The sequence below is a fragment of the Alcanivorax jadensis T9 genome (assembly GCF_000756655.1).
Taxonomy (GTDB): domain Bacteria; phylum Pseudomonadota; class Gammaproteobacteria; order Pseudomonadales; family Alcanivoracaceae; genus Alcanivorax; species Alcanivorax jadensis.
This window is the reverse complement of the sequence record NZ_ARXU01000003.1, coordinates 455,742-476,720: the sequence shown is the minus strand read 5'-3', so window position 1 is coordinate 476,720 and position 20,979 is coordinate 455,742. Positions and strand designations below refer to the sequence as shown.

The window sequence follows — 20,979 nt, the reverse complement described above, 5'->3', positions numbered from 1 at the left end:
AGGAGTTATTCAGAGGCTCCCTAGTCTGCACCGGGTATGGCATTTGCCCCACCCTCCTTGGTGGGGCTTTTTTTGTCGCGAACACCCGCTGTTTGGCAAAGGATAGGGGTACTGAGCCTTTTCCCGGTTACGTTTACCCCTATCAATCCCTTAGGATAGGACCATCATTGGACAGTCGTTCCGATTTCGCTTTGCGTTCATTTCCAAGGAGTTCCCATGAGTGATGCACAGTTTGACGTGGTGGTGTTTGGCGCCACCAGTTTTGTCGGCCAGATTCTCTGCCAGTACCTCACTGACACTTATGGGGTGGATGGCGATCTGAAATGGGCGGCGGCAGGCCGATCCAAAGACAAGCTGGAACAGGTAAAGGCCCAGCTGGGCCAGGCCGGCAGCGCGCTGCCACTGCTCACCGCCGATGCCAACGACGACGCCAGCCTGGACAGCCTCTGCGCCCAAACCCGGGTAGTGGTGTCCACCGTGGGCCCTTACGCGCTCTATGGTGAACCCATGATTCGTGCCTGTGTAACCAGCGGCACCGATTACTGCGACCTGACCGGTGAAGTGCAGTGGATTGCCGCCATGCTGGAAGAATATGAAGACCAGGCCAAACAGAGTGGTGCCCGCATCGTGCACTGCTGCGGCTTCGATTCCATTCCCTCGGACATGGGCACCTACTTCCTGCAGCAGCAGGCCCAGGCCCGCTTCAAGGCGCCCGCCACCCGCGTAAAAATGCGCGTAAAGGTCGCTAAAGGCGGCGTCTCCGGCGGCACAGTGGCGAGCATGATGAATATTGCCGAAGAAGCCGCAGGAGACCCGGCCCTGCGCAAGAAACTGGCCAACCCCTATCTGCTGTGCCCGCCGAATCATGGTTTCAATGCCCGTCAGGACAGCATCAGCATGCCCCGCAACGATGAAGACTTCGGTGCCTGGGCCGCGCCTTTCGTGATGGACGCCATCAACAGTCGTATCGTGCATCGCTCCAATGCACTCAACGGCAAGGCCTACGGCGACAACTTCACCTACAACGAAGCCATGCTGGCCGGACCGGGCATGGGCGGGCGCATGAAGGCCCTGGGTATCGGCACCGGCACCGGCCTGTTCTTCGCCGCCGCTGCCATCAAACCGACCCGCTGGCTGCTGAACAAGTTCGTGGTGCCACAACCCGGCGAAGGCCCCAGCCCGGAAGCCCAGAAAGCCGGCTTCTATGACATCCGCTTTTTCGGCGTTACCGACAACAACGACAGCATCCGCGTGAAAGTCACCGGCGATGCGGACCCGGGCTACGGCTCCACCGCCAAGCTGCTGGGCCAGGCGGCAGCGTGTCTGGCGCAGGATCTGCCTGCGGATGCCCCCGGCGGTTTCTGGACCACCGCGTCCCTGCTCGGCGACTCCCTGCTCAAGCGCCTACAGGAAAAAGCCGGCATGACCTTCAACGTGATCGACTGACACCTACCCGATAGCGGCTTCGGAACCACTGGGTTCCACAGCAACTGCCGAAACCTGGCGATATTAATAATAAAGAGGTAAGCAAAGAGGCCGCGCCCAATTTATGGGCGCGGCCTCTTTCGTTTCAGGAGTCAGGAACAGTATTCCTCAAGCTTTTAACTATTTACTGTTAACTCTTAAGCCGATATCCCGTCCGAAAGATCCACCACACCAGCGCGATACAGATCGCCAGGAAGAACAGGGTCATGCCGATGCTGATACCGATATTTACGTCAGCGCTGCCGAAGAAGCTGTAGCGGAAACCACTGATCAGGTAAACCACGGGATTGAAGAGAGTCACGGTTTGCCAGAACGGTGGCAGCATGTCGATGGAGTAGAAGCTGCCGCCCAGGAAGGTCAGCGGGGTGATGATCATCAGAGGGATAATCTGCAATTTCTCAAAGGTATCTGCCCAGATACCGATGATAAAACCGAAGAGACTGAAGGTGATCGCGGTGAGCAGCAGGAAGCTGATCATCATCAGCGGGTGCTGCACCTCGTAGTCCACAAACAGCCTGGCGGTAATCAGGATCAGTATTCCCAGAATGGTGGACTTGGTAGCGGCCGCCCCCACATAGCCGATAACGATCTCCACATAGGAAACCGGTGCCGACAACACTTCATAAATGGTGCCGGAGAACGTGGGCATGTAGATACCGAACGAGGCATTGGAGATACTCTGCGTCATCAGCGACAGCATGATCAGGCCGGGAATGATGAAGGCCCCGTAGCTGACCCCGTCGATTTCCACCATGCGCGAACCGATGGCAGAACCGAACACCACAAAATACAGGGAGGTGGAGATCACCGGCGACGCCACGCTCTGCATCAGGGTGCGCCAGGTCCGCGCCATTTCAAATTTGTAGATGGCGCGAATGGAGTACATGTTCAATTTCATCAGACCTCTCCAGCTGAGCTGGCGTTTGCAGGTGCAGGCTGGCCGTTGTGGACCAGATCCACAAAAATATCTTCCAGTGAGCTTTGCCGGGAATGCAGATCCTTGAACTCGATGCCGGCCGCATTCAGAGCCCGCAGCAACTCGGCAATGCCGGTGGTTTCCTGGTTGGCGTCGTAGGTATAAACCAGCCCGTAGCCATCTTCCGACAGCGCCAGGGCGTCGTCATCCAGGGTGGCCGGCAGGCTTTGCAGTGGCTCGGCCAGGTGGACGGTGAGCTGCTTGCGGCCCAGCTTCTGCATCAGGCGGGCCTTGTCATCCACCAGAATGATTTTACCTTCACGGATAATACCCACCCGGTCAGCCATTTCTTCGGCTTCCTCGATGTAGTGGGTGGTAAGAATGATGGTCACCCCCTGCTCGCGGAGCTGGCGCACCATCTCCCACATCTCCCGGCGCAGTTCCACGTCCACCCCGGCGGTGGGCTCATCCAGAAACAGGATTTTGGGTTCGTGGGACAGGGCCTTGGCGATCATCACTCGCCGTTTCATACCGCCGGACAGCATCATGATCTTGTTGTCTCGCTTGTCCCACAGGGACAGAACCTTCAGCACTTTTTCGATATGGGCATCATTGCGGGGTTTGCCGAACAGGCCACGGCTGAAGCTCACCGTATCCCAGACCGTCTCGAAGGCATCCGTGGAGAGCTCCTGGGGCACCAGGCCGATGGCGGTGCGCGCTTCCCGATAGTCACGAACAATGTCGTAACCGTCCGCCAGCACGGTGCCACTGGAAGGATTGACGATGCCACAGATGATGCTGATCAGGGTGGTCTTTCCGGCACCATTGGGGCCCAGCAGGGCAAAAATCTCCCCGGCGTGAATATCCAGATTGATGTTCTTCAGGGCCTGAAAGCCTCCCTGATAGATCTTGTTCAGGTCTTTCACGGAAATGACAGCACTCACCACTTTCTCCTTCACTGGGCCCGTCGAGGAGCCTCATTATGCCCGAAATGGCACCCTCTCGCTGGCATCAACGATCAGAATTTGGCAACATAAAACCTCAAGTTAGATTAAGGTTGCCCAACATGTCCAAGGGATCCCCATGACGCTGACCTGTACAGACGATATCTTCAAGGCCCTGACCGTGGGCGAGGTCGCCGAACGCAGCGGCGTGGCTGTTTCAGCCCTGCATTTCTATGAGAAGAAAGGCCTGATCCAGAGCTCACGTAGCGCCGGCAATCAGCGCCGCTATCACCGTGATGTATTACGCCGGGTCGCCGTCATCAAGGTAGCCCAGCGCATCGGCATCCCGCTGGTGGAAATTGCCGAGGCCCTGGACGAACTGCCCGATGGCCGCAGCCCCACTGCCCGTGACTGGAAGCGCATGTCGGCCAAATGGCGCGGGCATCTGGACGAGCGCATCAATGATCTGACCGTGCTGCGCGACCAGCTCAATGAGTGTATCGGCTGCGGCTGCCTGTCCATCAAGGCCTGCCGACTACGCAATCCCTTTGACACCTTGTCCGAGAAAGGCCCGGGGCCGCATTTCTAGGGACTTTTCGCCCTTTCAGAGCCCCGGCCGGCAACCCTTCCGACCTTGGTCGGCATTCATTTTGCCATCTGCAGCGGGCACAATGTGATTCCTGCAACACCCTTTCCGCAATCAGGAGGCAGCATGAACAAGAACACCGTAACCGTTATTCCCGGCGACGGAATCGGACCGGACATCGTCGATGCCACGGTACGGATACTGAAAGCCCTGGATTGCGGACTCGAGTTCGAATATGCCATTGCCGGTCAGGCCGCGCTGGACAAAGGACTGGATCTGGTACCGGAAGAAACCCTCGCCGTACTCCGCCGCAATCGCCTGGCCCTGAAAGGCCCCATCACCACGCCAGTGGGCGGTGGTTTCTCGTCCGTGAACGTGACCCTGCGCAAAACCTTCGACCTTTTCGCCAACGTGCGCCCGGCCCTGTCCATTCCCGGGGTCAAATCTCGCTACGACAACGTGGACATCATGACCGTGCGGGAAAATATCGAGGGTATTTATTCCGGCCTGGGCCAGACGGTCAGCGACGATGGCGAGACCGCCGAACTACGCAGCCGCATCACCCGCACGGAATCCGAGCGTCTGCTGCGCTTTGCCTACGAGACGGCGGTAAAACAGGGCCGCAAGAAGGTCACCGTGGTGCACAAGGCCAATATCATGAAATCCACCTCCGGCCTGTTCCTCGACGTGGCCCGCAAGGTGCGCGAAGACTATCCGCAGCTGGAGCATGAAGAAATGATCGTGGACGCCTGCGCCATGCAGCTGGCCATGAACCCCCACCGCTTCGATGTGATCGTCACCACCAACCTGTTCGGCGATATCCTTTCCGACCTGTGTGCCGGCCTGATCGGCGGCCTGGGCGTGGCTCCCGGCGCCAACATCGGCGAGCACGGTGGCCTGTTCGAAGCCGTGCACGGCAGCGCCCCGGACATTGCCGGCCAGGGCATCGCCAACCCCACTGCCATCATGCTGGCCGGGGCCCTGATGCTCGACTACATCGAACTGCACGACAAGGCCAAACAATTGCGTCGCACCGTGCGTCAGGTGGTCGGCGAAGGCGAAATCGTCACCCCGGATCTGGGCGGCCGTGCCAGCACCAGCGAATTTACCGATGAGCTGGTGCGAAGGCTGGAGCAAAACAGTTAACAGTGAATAGTTAATAGTGAACAGTTCGCGGGGCAGGTTTTCCTGCCCTGAAACGCAAGAGGCCGCGCCCATTTAAGGCTGCGGCCTCTTGCGTTGTGGGACAAAGAATATTGAGGTGAATTAGCGGTCAGCGCCTTTTTGGCTGGCTCGTTGTTGGCGTTCGTTCAGGCCCACGGCATCATTTTCCGGTAGCTCCCAGCCCTGCAGGTTCTCTTCGATTAGCTGGGTAAGAGCGTCCAGATGGTCGGGCTCTGCATTCAGGGCCGGAATATAGGCAAAGGATTCACCGCCAGCCTCTTCGAAATAGCCACGGTTTTCCACGTCGATTTCTTCCAGGGTTTCCAGGCAATCGGAGGAGAAGCCGGGGCAGAATACCTGCACGGATTTCACGCCTTGCTCCGGCAGCGCCATGAGGGTGTGGTCAGTGTAGGGCTTGAGCCATTCTTCACGGCCGAAGCGGGACTGGAAGGTGGTGAGCCAGTCGTCGTCGCCCAGCCCCAGCCGTTCCGCCAGCAGCCGTGAGGTCTTGTGGCATTCACAGAAGTAGGGGTCGCCATTGAGCAGGTATTTTTTCGGTACCCCGTGGTAGCTGAAGATCAGCTTGTCTGCCGTGCCGTGTTCGGCGCGAAAGGCCTCAATGTGTTTGGCCATGGCATTGATGTAGGGCGGGTAATCCGGGTAATGGCTGATAAAGCGCAAGTCCGGCAGCCAGCGCCGCTGCATGAAGTCCTTGGCAATGGCGTCGAAGGTGGACGCATTGGTAGAGGCCGAGTACTGCGGATACAGGGGCAGCACGACCAGCTTGCGCACGCCGGCCTCTTCCATGGCCTGCAACTGGCTGGCGATGGAGGGATTGCCATAGCGCATGGCAAAGCGGACCTCGATGTCGTCACCAAACTGGCTCTGCAGTCGCTCGCGGATGCCAGCGCACTGGGCTTCGGTGTGCACCATCAGCGGCGAGCCCGCATCCGTCCAGACACTTTTATAGGCATGGGCGGAACGCGGTGGGCGGATCACCAGAATCACCATGTGCAGTATGAAAAACCAGATCAGCCGGGGGACTTCCACCACCCGCGGATCGGACAGGAATTCGCGCAGATAACGGCGCAGGGCCCCCGTCTCCGGTGCATCCGGCGTACCCAGATTCGTGACCAGCACTCCCAGTTTCTGTGCCTGGCGGTGATCAAAATTGTTCTGCCCCTGATAAGCCATCCATTCCTCGCTGCCGTTACGTTGGGGGATCAGTGTGACCGGTAGTGTAGCGCTGCGGCGTCAAGGTGACATACGCGCCATGACTATCGGTCTGATCAGAACCGGAAATTACAGGGTCTCTGCCAGCTCTCCCTGATGCTCGCTCAGTACCTGGCGAAACTCGTCGGGGATCGGCGCCGAGGCCTGTTTGTCGTGCTCGAAGTAGACCTGCACCGCCTTGCCCCGGGCCACCAGTTTGCCGTTCTGCCAGGCCTGCTGGGCCACCACGAAGGAGCTGTTGCCGATTTTCTCAATGCCAGTGCGCAACAACACATCACTGCCGTAATAAATCTGACCGACGAAATCCACTTCTACCCGGGCCAGAATCAGTGGCAGCGCTGACGGATCACTGCCGCCCCCGAACAACTGGAACAGGGGCGCCCGCCCGGTTTCAAACCAGCCGGTGACCACGGTGTTGTTCACATGACCAAAGGCATCGGTTTCGTAAAAGCGGGGCGTGACGGTGAGTTCAAACATGGGGACGCTCTCATGGGGACTGCGGGGGCGTCATGATACCCGAGACGCCCCCCGGCCTGAATCTTTAGCAGCACCCGGGCCGGCAAGTCGTCATCTTATTCCCCACGCAAACTGGCCAGGGCCTTTTTGCGACGATCCACTTCTTCGCCAAGGCTGTCTCGGGCGGCTTCCTGCTCTTCCACCCGCTCAATCAGGGCTTCCACCTCCTGGCTGGCCTTTTCCATGGGCTCACCCAGTCCACCGACAGCTTCGGCGTTTTCTTCCAGCACAGCCAGTTCGGCCCGTGCCGCCATCAACTGCACCTGGATCTGCCGCAGGGTGTGATCCGCTTCCGCCAGGGCGGACAGGCTGTTATCCAGTTTCGCCTCCAGCTCCTTTTCCAGCTCAGCGAACTCATCACTGTCTTCGGCAATGACCTGCCAGCCTTCAAAGCGGCGCTCGAAATCGTCTGCCACCATACCGCGAGGCAGAACCTGTTCATCCAGCGTGGTCACCATGTTTTCTTCACCATTACCGCTGATGACCTGTACAGAAGCAGTCAGCTCCCGCTCTTCACCCGACTCCATGGCCGTGCGGGTAACCACGCGCTGGCCGATGTCATCCACATAGCGAACTTCGCGCAACGGGCTCCGCAGAGCCAGCACGGCCTCCACCTTGTAGGTGGTAATTTCCTCGGGGCCGGTCTGGTTGTTTTTCTGGTCTGCGATATCCAGATCAGCTACCTGCCAGTAACCCAGCTCCCGGGTTTGCAACGCCTGGTCGATGGCTGCTGCCAGCCGTTTTTCCTCGCTATTCATGCCGCAACTGACGAGCAGCCACGCTGCTGCCAAAAACAGACCGACAATCGCTGCGCCTCGTTTCAATGACATCACCCTTCCTCCATGCGGATTTCAATATGGGTATCCCAAGTATGCCCTATAGTATGCACGGTAAGGGGCCAACGTCGACGCCCGCCGTGTACAGACCGTATCATGGCTCCCCCATTGCAGGAGAAGCCCATGACTACGCTGGATACGGCCACACGCACCGAACTGGAAGCCGCCGCCTTTCGCCGCTTGCTGCAGCATCTGGATGATCACAAGGAAGTGCAAAATATTGATCTGATGATACTGGCGGACTTCTGCCGTAACTGCCTGTCAAAATGGCTGGTTGCCTCTGCGGATGAGCGTCAGGTGACACTGGATTACGACGCCGCAAGGGAATGGGTATACGGCATGCCCTTCGCCGATTGGAAAGCGCAATACCAGACACCGGCTACCCCGGAACAACTGGCAGCGTTCGAGGCCAAACAGAAAAATTGATCGTGGAAAGCGGCAAGCCGCCGCATGTGGAGAGCCTTGCCCCAAACGGGATGATATGACTCCGCGCGGCAATGCAATAAACAAGCGCCCAAAGTGCGTGAAAGGCTGTATTGCACAGCCTTCCACGCGTTATAGCTTGTAGCTTGAAAGGCAGCCCACAGGCCGCCTCGATATAGCTAACGAGCATTACTCCTCGTCGAATAGCATTTCCACCTGGTAGACAGCGGTGGTACCACTGACTTCGTTACCCACCACCAGCAACGGGATGCCATTGGGGGAATCGGCGGCGGCGATGAACACCAGCCCTTCCGGTCCCAGATCCCCCACCACGGCGCCCACATCGCTTTCTGCCAGCAGTCCATCATCGATCAGGTCTTCGATATCCTCGCCATCACCGCCGCCGCCCCAGAAGTTGCGGCTGTTCAGGTAATCCAGCCGCTGGGGCTGCTGCGGATCGGTAATGTCATAGACCAGGATCCCGCCCATGCGCTCCAGGGCCAGGAACAGGAAGGTCTTGTCGCCGATGGCGCCGATGGTCAAACCTTCCGGCTCAGGGCCCTTGGCATCACTGCGGCTGTCCATGGCATTGATTTCATCATGGCCACTGTTGAAGTAATCCTGGCAGGCAATGCTGCGGTTGGTGCCCAGCCGACATTCATCGCTGGCCAGGAACTGTTCGATGGCATCACCGCTGTCGAATACCAGGTTGCCGTTTTCATCCCGGATGGAGAAGGAGCGACCCCCATAGCTGTACAGGGTGTCATACATGATGCGGGTTCCGGCTTCATCTGCCTCTCCCGCATCGTTATACATCACAGGATTACCGGCTTCGTCGACCTTGTAGCCCTGAGTCCAGGTAATATTGAGACGGCCCAGCACATCGTCTTCACGGCAATCCCCGGGATCACCGGCGGTGGCGCCGCAGTAATCGAACACCGCCGGATCCAGCAGCGCACCGGCACCCAGTTCACGCAGCTGGGGAGGTAAATCGTCACCACAACGACGGTCGAAACCACTCTTATGCACCAGATGTTTGACGCGAAATTCTTCCACGAATCCCTGACTAGCATCACCGGCGCAACCTTCGCCCTCTTCACCCCAGTAAGCATCGTTATCTTCGCCCCATGCACGAGCGTCGCCTTCGTTGGCAGTGACCAGATAGGTACTGCCATCAGCGCGGTAAGCATGAATGGCATCAGGCAGGTACAGGCCCACTACCCCTTCCCAGGTTTGGATGTTGATCTCTTGATCGTCATCGCTGGCATCAATGCCGAAGCCTTCCACGCTGCGATCGATTTCTCCCAGCGGGAGGATACCGGTAACGGTAGCCGTCTCGATATTGACCTTGGCCAGGGCATTATTTTCCTGCAGGGTCACCCAGGCGGTTGTGCCATCGGCGGACACGGCGATGTATTCCGGTTCCAGATCCTTGGCCACATCCGCGCCGGGACCATAGATACGCACGCCACTGCTGCGCAGTGTGTCCGCATCAAATGCACTGAAATCCGCCGTACTAACCTGAGGGTCTTGCGGGTTGCTGATATCGATAATGCTGATGGAGCCATCCGGATCGATCTGATAATCATCGCTGGGCTCCCCTTCATTAGCGGTAAGCACCTTGCTGCCATCCGGGGTGAAGATAATCATGTCCGGCTGAGCACCCACTTCTACACTACCGAGCAGGCTGAGGTCATCGGCACGATACAAGGCGGCAAAGCCGTTATCGGTTTTCGGGTCGGCCTCAATGGCGATCGCCACCAACCCATTTTTCACCGCCACGCTGTTGACCACCGCACCGGCAGCAACCTCTTCAACGCCCAGCGACGCGATCAAGGCAGGCTTGGCCGGGTTGCTCATATCCAGCACATCGAGCACACCCAGCCTGGCGTTGACCACGAACAGGCGCTGGCTGGCACTGTCATAGGCTGGAATTTCAGCAGCAGAGGTATCGAAACTGCCGGACTCGTAGCGGCTCAGAAAGGACAAGCGCAGGCTATCCGGCGTCTTCACTTGCTCGCCACCCGCAGCAGGATTGTTATCGCTGCTGTCACCGCCACAGGCAGTCAAGGCAGTCGCCAGCAGTACGCCGGCGCCCAGGCTATACCAGGATGTCATTGTGAATTCCCCAATGGTTCGTGTTATTTGTTGATCAGTGAACCTAGGGTTATAGCCGGGCGGGATGAAATCGATGCGACAGTAGCGTGATGATTTTATGGCAGAAGCAGGAAGCTGCGCCAGAACATGACCTTGGCCGCAAAAAAAAACGCGACCAGAGGCCGCGTTCACCGGAAGAAACCAGACCAGGAGGTCAGACGGCTTCGTAATCGCGCTCTTCAAATTCCGACATCTGGGCCGCGTACTGGGTAGCAAAACCCGGATACATGGTGGCATTGAAGCCATCCTCGGTCAGATACCAGCTTTTGCAGCCGGAGTTCCAGTTGGTTCGGGCCAGGCGCTTTTGTATTGCCCTGTTGTGTCGGCGCTGAACGTCTTCTTTCACGTCCAGCATTTTCAGATCGTTTTCGATAATTTTCCGGATGCCTTTCACCGCATAGTCGAGCTGGGATTCCATGTACACCAGCGCCGAGTTATGGCCGGGGCCCGAGTTGGGTCCGAAAGTCATGAACAGGTTCGGGTAACCGGACACATTGATGCTCTTGTAGGCCTGGGCTCCGCCCTGCCACTCTTCCCCCAGCACCCGGCCGGCACGGCCTTTCACCGGGAACGGCGTGCCGGAATGACTGACGTCGAAACCAGTAGCAAAGACAATACAGTCCACCTGATGCTCGATGCCTTCCACCGTCCGGATACCCTTTTCGCTGAGGCGGGCAATAGGCCAGGTGATCAGTTTGGCATTATCTTTCTGCAGGGCCGGATAGTAGTCGTTGGAGACCAGCACCCGCTTGCAGCCGATGGTGAAATCCGGAGTCAGCTGGCGACGTAGCCAGCGATCTTTCACCTGGCGACGCAGATGCAGGCGCGCCACCCGTTCGGCAATACGCGTCAGCGGTGACTTCCAGATAACCGCCAGCGCCATGCTCTCATGGGTCCAGTAGAGAAGATTGCGCATGGCCTGCTGACTGGCTGGCAGTTTTTCAAACAGCTTCTTGTTCCAGGCGGGCGTGGCAAAATCCGGGCGCGGCATCACCCAGCCCGGAGTGCGCTGAAACACTTTCACGTGGCCCGCCTGTTTCACCAGTTCGGGAATAATCTGGATGCCGCTGGCGCCGGTACCGATGACAGCCACTTTCTTGCCGGTAAAATCGTACTCGTGATCCCAGCGGGCGCTGTGAATCTTGTGGCCCGTGAAATCCTCGATACCGGTAATGGCCGGGAAGCTGCAGTTGGACAAGGGGCCCTGAGCCATCACCGCGGCCCGCCCGGCAAACTGCTCACCTTTGTCGGTGGTGGCGGTCCAGATGCCTTTCTTTTCATCAAAGGATAGGTCTTCCACATTTTTCTCGAAACGGATGTGCGATTCCAGCCCAAACTCGGCCACCAGATGGTGGATATAGCCGAGAATTTCCTCGCTGCCCGAGAAGCTCCGTGACCAGTTCGGGTTGGGCGCAAACGAATAGGAATACAGATTGGAGGGAATATCGCAGGCGGCACCGGGGTACTGATTGTCCCGCCAGGTGCCGCCTACCGCGTTGGCACGCTCCAGAATCACGATATCCTCAATGCCGGCCTGCTTGAGTCGGATAGCCATTCCCAGGCCGGCAAAGCCCGCCCCCACAATCAATACGGCGGCCGGCTTTACCGCGGGTGCTTTCTTTGCCGCCGGGCGTTTTCCCGTGGCGGAGCGTTTGCGGGTCGCCGCCTTGCGTGGGGCCTTTTTCGGGGAGGCAGAGGACGTAGTCATAACAGAATCTCTTCAGCAATCAGGTGGCCGCGCCATATGCCGGGTGCACATGGCGCGCCGTCATGGCGATATCAGGCAGTGGGCTGGTAGGTCAGCTCTTTCACCCAGGAAGGCACAGCAGGCAGCGCCCGGCGCGGAATCAGACCGGTCAGTTTGACCATGCCATCCACAGGCACGTGATAGGCACGGTTACGCCGATTCACCACAAGCTTGGCGTGCTGGCGAATGACCTGGAACCAGGGGTTACGACGGCCATCTTCCGTACGACCACCAATTTTTTCGAACTTGGCCATGGCCGCATACAGCCGCTCTTCCGGCAGCCCCATGGTAATAATGTTGTCGCGCATTTTATTGAGCAGCGGCACATAGGAGGCGATGCCCAGCATCAGACGCGGATCCAGTAACGGTGCCAGCATTTTGGTGGCACCAATAAAGGTTTTCCCGCGGCCCTGCATTTCCATCACACTGAAGCCCACGCCCAGATGACGGGACTCATCGTCGTTGATCTTTTCGAACGCCTGGTGGCAAACCGGATCTTTCACCGTCTCCAGCAGGAAGGTACACAAGGCACCGTCCAGGGCAATTTCCAACATCGGCACCACCGTGCCCAGCACATACACCGGCATGTCATCGCTGTAACGATCCAGCCATTCAATCACCAGACGCAGATTGATGTTGGGCTCGGGAATTTCATCACCCTCAAGCATGCCCCAGCGCTTCATCAGTGCCATCTCGGCATTGGCATGGCGCTGTTCTTCCGCATGAAAGTAGGTGTAGATCTGGCGTAAGGTATCGGTAGGGGCTTTCTTGGCCATGGCGGCAAATGCCCGGGCACCCACGTGCTCAATCCACATCAGGTCGGCCATGAAATCTTTCAGCTTGGGCCACTGCTCTTCGGTAATCAGTTCGGCACCCGGGGCGTCCCAGTCGATATCCGACAGGGCCCACTGGGTGCTTTTGATTTTGGTCAGCATTTTGTCCAGATCGATGGAAGCCATGATGCACTCCTTACGGATTATTCTGCGAGTTGTGGCGGAAGACCCGAGGGTCCGACGCTCCGTACAGGTGACAAAAACGTTTACTGTCACATTGGTTGATGTAACAATAAAGCGAATGCTCGTTCGGATTCAACTCGGATAACCTGATGGCACGCAAACCCAAACAACAACGCTCCAGGGCCACCGTAGACGCCATTGTCCAGGCTGCCCTGATATCCATCGCCAACTACGGCCCAAGCGCTATTACCGCCAGACAGATCGCGGAAAAAGCCGGTATCGGCGTGGGTTCACTGTATGAGTATTTTGAAGACAAGGACGCCATCATTGATGCGGCCAGCAAACGCTTTGTCAGTGACACCGTGGATCTGATCAAACCACTGATCCCGGAACTGGTGCGTCTGGACATTCGCCAGGCGATTGAGAAATTGTTGTTCAGTTTTCGCGACTTTCTGGAAGAGAACAACCAGCTCTACCTGCGTTGCGCTCGCCACGCCTTCAGCATGGACATGGTGATCTACCAGTCACCGATCAACAGCGCCCTCATGGAGCTATTCACCCAGTATCTGATGCATCACCCGGAGCTTCTGAAACTGCCGAATATTCCCACCGTGGCCTATTTCTATATCAACGGCGGCATTTTCACCGTGGTCAGGCATCTGTCCGAGGACAACCCGATACAAAGCTTCGAGGAGCTGGCGACGGTGTTCGGGGACATTCTCGCCAGCTATGTGGACAAGAAAGTGGAATTGGCGGGCTGACAGCCCGCTCGGTGCTCGTCTGCCAAGCGCACAACGCATGAGGGGGAAGCCTTTCGCTTCCCCCTCAGTCAACAGACCTAGCGTCTGATGATCGTCAGGCGGCCTTCTTTTTCTCCGCGCTCTGGTAGACCACTTCGTAGTCTCCTACATTGAAATCGCTCAGGCGTCTCTTAAGCTCTTTCAGCGACCAGGGCCAGGCGGCGAAGTTGCGGCCGTTCTGATCCAGGTAGTAGCTCTTGCAGCCACCACTGTTGAACACCGTGGTTTTCAGGTGCTTCTGGACTTTGTCATTGTGGGCTTTCAGCACCGGGGGCTTGATGGCAAAGCGGGTAATCCCCTTCTGCTTAACCTTCTTCAGACCATCAATGATGTAGTCCAGTTGGGCTTCGGCCAGACCGATAAAGGAATCGTACACCAGCACGTTGGGACCCAGCACCAGGAAGGCATTGGGCACATCCTTCATGGTGGCGCCAAGATAAGCTTCCGGTGAGGTGTCTTTCCACAGGTCAGAGAGGCGATCACCGTTGGCATCAATCACCTTTCTGCCAATCGGCGGGTGAGACACTTCAAAGCCGGTCCCCCAGATAATCACGTCTACCTCGTGGCGTTCACCGTTGGCGGCAATCACGGTATTGCCTTCCACTTCCACCAGACCATGGGGAATCAGGTTGGCATTGTCTGCCTGCAGGGCCGGGTAATAGTTGTTGGCAAACAGGATACGCTTGCAGCCCAGGGTAAAGTCCGGGGTCACCGCCTTGCGCAGGGTCTTGTCTTTCACCTGCACGCGCAGCAGCTGTTTGGCCGCCGTGCTCACCGGCTTCAGGGCTGCCGGGTTACGCAGCCCGAAGTTGATCACATTCAGGGAGGTGGCCACGGCCTTACGCCAGCTTTTCTGGATGATAGGCAGCTTGTTGATCAGCTGCTTGCTGGTGTCACCCAGATCCATGTCCGGCTTGGGCAGCACCCAGGGGGCAGTACGCTGGAAGACGTGCAGCTCTTTCACCTTGGGCTGAATCTGCGGCACAAACTGGATGGCCGAGGCGCCAGTACCGATCACCGCCACCCGCTTGCCAGTCAGATCATAGTCATGGTTCCACTTGGCGGAGTGGAACATCTCACCCTTGAAGCTATCCAGGCCCGGCAACGACGGAATCTGGGCTTCGGTGATCGGCCCGGTGGCAAAGACAACCGTACGCGCCAGGGTCTGGCCTTTATTGGTATCCAGCACCCAAAGGTGGCGACTTTCGTCCCACTCGGCATGCTCCAGTTCTGTACCGAATTCGATCAGCTCATTAATGCCAAAGTCTTCGCTAACCTCTTCCAGGTAGCTGAGAATTTCCGGCTGACGAGCAAACAGGTGGCTCCATTTGCTGCTAAGCGCAAAGGAAAAAGAGTACAGGGAAGAAGGCACATCACAGCCACAGCCTGGGTAGGTATTTTCCCGCCAGGTGCCGCCGACGCGGGTGGCTTTCTCGATGATCTTGAAATCGTGATAGCCCTCTTTCTTCATCTTGATCGCAGCGCACAAACCGGAAATACCGGCGCCAACGATAAAGGTGTCGTAAATCCTGGCCTCAGGGGTTTTGCGTTTCTTTGCTGCAGCCATGATGAAATTCCTCGATCAATTCTTAACAAAGCGGTAAGAGAACCCAAGCAGGTTCGCGTACAAATTGGGAGTGGCCCGCTTCATCATCCAGAACAGCTTGGCGTCCACCTGTGGCGTGGTGTACAGCTCGCCCTTGTCAAGACGATTCAGGGTCAGTTTGGCCACGGAATCACTGGTGGTCATGGCGTAGTTCATCAACGCATGATCGGCCAGTTTGGAATAACGCGCAGGAATGCGGCCATCCTTGATGATGTTGGTGGGAACCAGAGTCGGACACAGCACGTTGACGTTGATATTGTCGCGCTTGAGCTCCGCGTACAGGGTTTCGGACAACGCCCGCACCCCGGCCTTGGTCACGTTGTAGGCACTCATTTCCGGCGCAGCCGTATAGGACGCGGCAGACGCCACGTTGATGATGGCACCACGACCTTGCTTCTTGAACCCGGGCACGAAGTAGTGGCAACCGTGCACTACGCCCCACAGGTTCACATCCATCGCCCATTTCCAGTCTTCCAGGCTCAGCTCTTCGAACTTGCCACCAATACCCACACCGGCATTGTTGATGACCATGGTGACCGGATGGCCCAACAGTTTTTCAGACTGCTCGGACAGCTTCTTTACCTGAGCTGCCTTACCCACATCACAAGCCACCGCAAAAGCCTTGCCGCCGGCCTTCTTGATCAGCGCCGCGGTTTCCTCGGCACTTTCCAGCTTCAGATCCGCGCAGACGACCGCACTGTTTCGTCTGGCCAACTCCAGGGCAAAACTGCGACCAATACCACTGCCGGCACCGGTGACGACAGCGTAGCCGTTATAGCTCGGCTTGCTGGAACGAAACTTGAGAATATTCAGCATTACCTTCTACCTTTTCAGGTTGAGTATTCAGTGTTCGTTCAGGCACGCTTGCCCGGCACGAATTCCTTGGTCAGATACGGCGTCAACAACCCGGTCTTCGGGTGCAGCAGCTTTTCCTTGTAGTACTCCAGATAGGCGCTGGTATCGTGGTCGCTGGGGTGAAAATCACGACGGGTGTAATCCAGAATATGCTTGATGGTGCTGCCGAAGACACCCTCTTCAGGCCCGGCCAGCACCGCCAGGCTACGCTTCACATCCTTCCAGTAACTGGGGCTCAGCAAGTTACGCGGTTTGCGCATTACCGGGATCAACGACGCCGCAACCGGAATCAGGAAAGTAAGAGTGAAGGCCGCCAGAGCAAAACCACGCATGCGCAGGTAATAGTCACCGGACAATTCCTGGAACACGTCGTAGGCAACATCCTTATGCTCAGACTCTTCCAGCATGTGCCACATCCACAGGGCTCGCTGCTTCTCGTCCAGGGACTCGTAGAAGATGTCTTCGTTCTTCATCATGTATTCCGCCAGCACCGCGGTGAAATGCTCAATGCCCGCCATCAATGACAGCTGCATGCGGTTGGACAGTTTCTTGAAGCCGTGCTCGAACACCTTGTCGGCAAGGAAACGATACAGACCGACAGGGTAACGGTGCTGTGCCAGCACATCGTTGAACTCGTTGTGCATCTTGGAGTGGATGGCTTCCTGACCAATCAGGGCAGTTACCAGACGCTTGAGCTCCGGATCTTTCACAAACTGACGATGGTAACGGGCGGTGTCGATCACCAGATCTTCGCCGAAGGTCAGAAAGATGGACAGGGCCTCGAAATACGCCGACGCCAGCTCCGTGTTTCTGAAGAAGGTATCGTCCAGTTGCTCGGCGTCGAACTGAAAATCCATGTGGCGAATCGGCATCTCAGGCCGTTTCTGGGCGGTTTTCGACACGTATTGATGAATCGTTGCAGTCGTCATTAGGTCACCTGTCCAATGAGGGCAAAGCCGATAATGTTGCGCGCCATGGACGTTAGTTGGGCGCGCACTACTGTTACATTGACGAGTGACACAATAAAGCGAATGCTTGTTCGGATTCAATTCGGTTCAACATGGCTTATTCAGCCCGGCCTCCACAGCTCAGAATGCCGATAGAACGGCGCCTCGGCATGCCAGAAACAAACGCCATGAAAACATTAAATTACTGAAATAAAAGGAAATATTAATTTCCGCTTTGTCTGAAAGGCCTGACACCCTGCTTCCATGCCATAGTCACTTTTCTGCATCATGGGCAGCCCGGTTAGTGTTAATCACCAAAAACGAACACAGCGTTCGGATTTTTTCAGCCTCATAGGGCACTATTTGCCTAGCGTTTCCACCCATCGCATGCAGCAAGTGGTCCCTGGGCATATAACAGAGCATTACAATCTATGGGTAGGAAAAGCCCGGACACCCGGCAACAATGAAGCAAATCAATGGCCATCGGGGTGCCCATGCTCAACAAGGAAAAACTGAATCAGTCAAAAGTCCTGCAGCTGGTGGACTGGCAGTTCAATCGCTACCTGTCCATGCAGTTGCTGCCGTTGCTCTACCTGCTAATGATCATTGGCGCGGTATTGTTGGTGGGCTTTTTTGTGGCTGCCAGCTTTTCCAGTTCGCTGTGGTTTGGCTTGGCCACCGCCACCCTGTCGCCGCTGATCTTGCTGGTGATGGTTGCCATCGTCCGGGCCGCCCTGGAGTACCTGGTGATGGCACATCGCACCATGAGCATCGTGGAAAGCATGCGCACCTTGCCCGAGCGCGTGGAAAGCCTGGATAACAAAGTGGATGCCCTCAACGAGCACGTTATCGACCTGCATGAAATGCTGATGCAACTGCGTCCACTGCTGCGTTCTGCAGGCCTGCCCGGACGTTTTATCGAATCACTGCGCAAGGGGGACAGCAAGGAAAACGGCGGCGATAAATAGCGCCGCCTGACACGCGACGCTTTCAGCCATCGCAATTACCGGCTTTTTAAGGTGTAATTTCTCTCCTGCGGACACCCGCCTGGGCGTCCACACCCTGTTTTCGCAAGGAGTCACCATGTCGTTACCCGCGTCCCTGCAAGACCGGCTGCGCCTGCCCGCCGTCGCGTCCCCCATGTTTATTGTCTCCAACCCGGATCTGGTCATCGCCCAGTGCAAGGCCGGCATCGTCGGCTCTTTTCCGGCGCTGAACGCCCGGCCGGCGGAAGAGCTGGAAGTATGGCTCAAGCGGATCACCGAAGAACTGGACGCCTGGAACCAGGCCAATCCGGACCAGCCGGCAGCGCCCTTTGCGGTCAACCAGATCGTGCACAAGTCCAACAACCGGCTGGAACACGATCTGGAAATGTGCGTGAAGTACAAGGTGCCCATCGTGATCACGTCGCTGGGCGCCCGGGTGGACGTGAACGAGGCGATTCACAGCTATGGCGGCCTGGTATTTCACGACATCATCAACAATTTCTTCGCCAAGAAGGCCATCGAAAAAGGCGCCGACGGCCTGATCGCTGTAGCGGCCGGTGCCGGTGGCCACGCTGGCACCCAGTCGCCGTTTGCGTTGGTCCAGGAAATTCGCGAATGGTTTGACGGCCCGGTGCTGCTGTCCGGCTCCATCGCCAAAGGCGATGCCATTCTCGGCGCTCAGGCCATGGGTGCAGACCTGGCCTATATCGGCTCCGCCTTTATTGCCACCGACGAAGCCAACGCGGACGAACGCTACAAGCAGTCCATCGTCGACAGCAGTGCCAGCGACATCATCTATTCCAACCTCTTTACCGGCGTTCACGGCAACTACCTGCGCAGCTCCATCGAAGCGGCCGGGCTGGACCCGAACGACCTGCCGGAAAGCGACCCATCCAAGATGGATTTCGGCGACGGCAGCTCAAAAGCCTGGAAAGATATCTGGGGCAGCGGCCAGGGTATCGGCGCCATCAAGAAAATCGGTCCGGCCAGTGAATTGATCGAGCGACTCAAGCAGGAATACAGCAGCGCTCGCCAGCGGATGGATCAGCTGCCCTGGAAGTAAAAAGCGGCAAGCAACAACGCGTCAGAAAAAAGCAGAGGACTGAAACCAAAGAGGCCGCGCCCGATCCCCGGGCACGGCCTCTCTGGTTTGCAGCCACAACACGTCTTGCCGCGTTGTGGTTTACCGCTCGCTTCAGCCTGTAACGGAGCCAAGCACCGATGCAACCAGCCCTTTCTTTTTCACTGGCTGGAAATTGCTGAACTCCAGCACACCATCATCAATGGCGCCGAAACGCAGCTTCGGCAGATCTACCAGGTAATTCTGCACGACCATCCATGGCTGCTTGGAGCCCTGTCGGGGCAGACGATCGTCCGCACGCATGACATAGCCCGACTGCAAACCCAGGAAGTTTTCATCGGTGATGCAATCTTCGTTGTCACGGGGAATCACGGTCTGGGCGCCGGTTTTTTCCATGTGGTTAAGCAGGCGGCACACATACTCGCAGACCAGGTCCGCTTTCAGGGTCCAGGAAGAGTTGGTGTAGCCGAAGACCAGCGCCATGTTCGGCACATCACGCAGCATCATGCCTTTGTAGACCAGCGACTCGCGGGGCTCTACGGCCTTGCCGTCGATGGTCCCTTCCACCCCGCCAAGCATCTGAACATTGAGACCGGTGGCGGTGATAATAATGTCCGCCTCCAGCTCCTGACCGGACTTGAGCAGAATACCGTTCTCAGTGAAACGCTCGATATGATCGGTAACGATATCGGCCTCACCCCGGCGAACGGTCTTGAACAGGTCACCATTGGGCACCGCACACAGACGCTGATCCCAGGGGTTATAGCTGGGGCGGAAATGGGTCATATCCACATCATCGCCAAGCTGACGCTTCGCCGCCGCCAACAGAGCTCGCCGCACCAGTTTCGGGCGCTGCTTGGACAGCTTGTACACCAGGCGCTGGATACCAATGTTACGGGCGCGAGCCAAACGATAGACCATCATCTCGGGCATAAAACGGCGCATACCCACGGAGATCGGGTCCACTTCCGGCACGGTGGCAATATAGGTCGGGGAGCGCTGCAGCATGGTGACCTGGGCGCCCTCTTTGGCCATGGCCGGGACCAGGGTTACGGCGGTGGCGCCGGAACCGATCACCACGACTTTCTTGCCTTTATAGTCCAGGTTTTCCGGCCAGTGCTGGGGATGAACCACCTGGCCCTTGAAGTCTTTCTCACCGGGGAAATCCGGCTTGTAGCCTTCGTCGTAGTTGTAATAACCACTGCAGGAGAACAGGAAATTGGCGGTAAAGGTTTCCTGCTCGCCGGTTTTCTCGTTGGTGGTTTCCACTGCCCAGTGATTATCAGCACTGGACCAGTTCGCCTTGATCACCTTGCGACCAAAGCGGATATGTTTTTTCACCCCGTACTCTTCCGCCGTGTCTTCCACGTACTGGCGAATAGAGTTGCCATCAGCAAGCACCTTGGGCTCGGTCCAGGGACGGAAGCTGTAACCCAGGGTGAACATGTCGGAATCGGAACGGATACCCGGGTACTTGAACAGATCCCAGGTGCCGCCAATGCGTTCGCGGCGCTCGATAATGGCATAGCTACGATTCGGGCTCTTGCGGGTCAGGTGGCAAGCTGCCCCGATACCGGAAAGGCCGGCACCAATAATCAATACATCAACGTGGTTATTAGACATTCTCTTTTACCTCCAGCCCTTGGGCCGCTTGGTCTCGGCAGTGCAAAACATTGACATCATTCAATGGCACCGTTAACTGACAGACAGAATAGCCGTACTGGCGGGTATGAGAAAAGGC

The 20,979-nt window shown here is 57.3% G+C and carries 19 protein-coding genes; 7 read left to right on the top strand and 12 right to left on the bottom strand.

Annotated elements, in window-relative coordinates:
• Positions 1–216: 216 nt before the first annotated feature.
• The gene (locus T9A_RS06845) at positions 217–1,446 is read left to right on the top strand and encodes a saccharopine dehydrogenase family protein (RefSeq protein WP_035246237.1); all 1,230 of its coding nucleotides are present in this window, start codon (positions 217–219) and stop codon (positions 1,444–1,446) included.
• 169 nt (positions 1,447–1,615) lie between these two features.
• Here T9A_RS06845 and T9A_RS06840 read toward each other — a convergent pair whose 3' ends face one another.
• Both T9A_RS06840 and T9A_RS06835 read right to left on the bottom strand, forming a co-directional pair.
• Positions 1,616–2,377, bottom strand: a complete 762-nt coding sequence (locus T9A_RS06840) for an ABC transporter permease (RefSeq protein ID WP_035246345.1) — start codon at positions 2,375–2,377, stop codon at positions 1,616–1,618.
• Between the two features lie 5 nt (positions 2,378–2,382).
• Positions 2,383–3,345: an ABC transporter ATP-binding protein gene (locus T9A_RS06835; RefSeq protein ID WP_084573413.1), complete on the bottom strand. Its 963-nt coding sequence runs from the start codon at positions 3,343–3,345 to the stop codon at positions 2,383–2,385.
• Positions 3,346–3,484: 139 nt separating this feature from the next.
• Here T9A_RS06835 and soxR point away from each other — a divergent pair, with 139 nt between their 5' ends.
• Both soxR and T9A_RS06825 read left to right on the top strand, forming a co-directional pair.
• Positions 3,485–3,934: a redox-sensitive transcriptional activator SoxR gene (soxR, locus tag T9A_RS06830; protein WP_052042567.1), complete on the top strand. Its 450-nt coding sequence runs from the start codon at positions 3,485–3,487 to the stop codon at positions 3,932–3,934.
• Positions 3,935–4,057: 123 nt separating this feature from the next.
• Positions 4,058–5,077, top strand: coding sequence for an isocitrate dehydrogenase (locus tag T9A_RS06825; RefSeq protein ID WP_035246232.1), 1,020 nt, complete (start codon positions 4,058–4,060; stop codon positions 5,075–5,077).
• Positions 5,078–5,197: 120 nt separating this feature from the next.
• Here T9A_RS06825 and hemH read toward each other — a convergent pair whose 3' ends face one another.
• The 3 genes from hemH to T9A_RS06810 form a co-directional block, all read right to left on the bottom strand.
• Positions 5,198–6,289 (bottom strand): ferrochelatase, encoded by a 1,092-nt coding sequence (gene hemH / locus T9A_RS06820; RefSeq protein WP_035246230.1) that lies wholly within the window; start codon positions 6,287–6,289, stop codon positions 5,198–5,200.
• Positions 6,290–6,397: 108 nt separating this feature from the next.
• Positions 6,398–6,805, bottom strand: a complete 408-nt coding sequence (locus T9A_RS06815; RefSeq protein WP_035246228.1) for an acyl-CoA thioesterase — start codon at positions 6,803–6,805, stop codon at positions 6,398–6,400.
• A 95-nt stretch (positions 6,806–6,900) separates the two neighbouring features.
• A complete protein-coding gene (locus tag T9A_RS06810; RefSeq protein ID WP_035246226.1) occupies positions 6,901–7,674 on the bottom strand; it encodes a hypothetical protein in 774 nt (257 codons plus the stop codon).
• A gap of 129 nt (positions 7,675–7,803) precedes the next feature.
• Between T9A_RS06810 and T9A_RS06805 the strand changes: the two genes are divergently transcribed.
• Complete coding sequence (locus T9A_RS06805) at positions 7,804–8,106, top strand: DUF1244 domain-containing protein (protein WP_035246224.1); 303 nt, start codon at positions 7,804–7,806, stop codon at positions 8,104–8,106.
• 186 nt (positions 8,107–8,292) lie between these two features.
• Here T9A_RS06805 and T9A_RS06800 read toward each other — a convergent pair whose 3' ends face one another.
• From T9A_RS06800 to T9A_RS06790, 3 genes are all read right to left on the bottom strand, one after another.
• Positions 8,293–10,221, bottom strand: coding sequence for a choice-of-anchor I family protein (locus T9A_RS06800; protein WP_052042565.1), 1,929 nt, complete (start codon positions 10,219–10,221; stop codon positions 8,293–8,295).
• Positions 10,222–10,414: 193 nt separating this feature from the next.
• Entirely contained in the window at positions 10,415–11,968 is a 1,554-nt protein-coding gene (locus T9A_RS06795; RefSeq protein ID WP_035246223.1) for a flavin-containing monooxygenase, read from the bottom strand.
• 71 nt (positions 11,969–12,039) lie between these two features.
• A complete protein-coding gene (locus T9A_RS06790; RefSeq protein ID WP_035246221.1) occupies positions 12,040–12,966 on the bottom strand; it encodes a reductase in 927 nt (308 codons plus the stop codon).
• Positions 12,967–13,112: 146 nt separating this feature from the next.
• Here T9A_RS06790 and T9A_RS06785 point away from each other — a divergent pair, with 146 nt between their 5' ends.
• On the top strand, positions 13,113–13,724 hold the full coding sequence (locus tag T9A_RS06785; protein ID WP_035246220.1) for a TetR/AcrR family transcriptional regulator: 612 nt from the start codon (positions 13,113–13,115) through the stop codon (positions 13,722–13,724).
• A 94-nt stretch (positions 13,725–13,818) separates the two neighbouring features.
• Here the strand turns inward: T9A_RS06785 and T9A_RS06780 are convergent, their stop codons facing one another.
• The 3 genes from T9A_RS06780 to T9A_RS06770 are packed head-to-tail and all read right to left on the bottom strand — an operon-like array spanning position 13,819 to position 17,153.
• Complete coding sequence (locus tag T9A_RS06780) at positions 13,819–15,330, bottom strand: flavin-containing monooxygenase (protein ID WP_156964851.1); 1,512 nt, start codon at positions 15,328–15,330, stop codon at positions 13,819–13,821.
• A 15-nt stretch (positions 15,331–15,345) separates the two neighbouring features.
• Positions 15,346–16,185 (bottom strand): SDR family NAD(P)-dependent oxidoreductase, encoded by an 840-nt coding sequence (locus tag T9A_RS06775; protein WP_035246215.1) that lies wholly within the window; start codon positions 16,183–16,185, stop codon positions 15,346–15,348.
• Between the two features lie 38 nt (positions 16,186–16,223).
• Positions 16,224–17,153: a metal-dependent hydrolase gene (locus T9A_RS06770; protein ID WP_035246213.1), complete on the bottom strand. Its 930-nt coding sequence runs from the start codon at positions 17,151–17,153 to the stop codon at positions 16,224–16,226.
• Positions 17,154–17,647: 494 nt separating this feature from the next.
• On the opposite strand from T9A_RS06770, the gene T9A_RS06765 reads away from it, so the two are divergent.
• Together T9A_RS06765 and T9A_RS06760 are read left to right on the top strand one after the other, a co-directional pair.
• The gene (locus T9A_RS06765; protein ID WP_232222025.1) at positions 17,648–18,139 is read left to right on the top strand and encodes a DUF4282 domain-containing protein; all 492 of its coding nucleotides are present in this window, start codon (positions 17,648–17,650) and stop codon (positions 18,137–18,139) included.
• A 115-nt stretch (positions 18,140–18,254) separates the two neighbouring features.
• Positions 18,255–19,220: an NAD(P)H-dependent flavin oxidoreductase gene (locus T9A_RS06760; protein ID WP_035246212.1), complete on the top strand. Its 966-nt coding sequence runs from the start codon at positions 18,255–18,257 to the stop codon at positions 19,218–19,220.
• 132 nt (positions 19,221–19,352) lie between these two features.
• Here T9A_RS06760 and T9A_RS06755 read toward each other — a convergent pair whose 3' ends face one another.
• On the bottom strand, positions 19,353–20,861 hold the full coding sequence (locus T9A_RS06755; RefSeq protein WP_035246210.1) for a flavin-containing monooxygenase: 1,509 nt from the start codon (positions 20,859–20,861) through the stop codon (positions 19,353–19,355).
• Between the last annotated feature and the right edge of the window lie 118 nt (positions 20,862–20,979).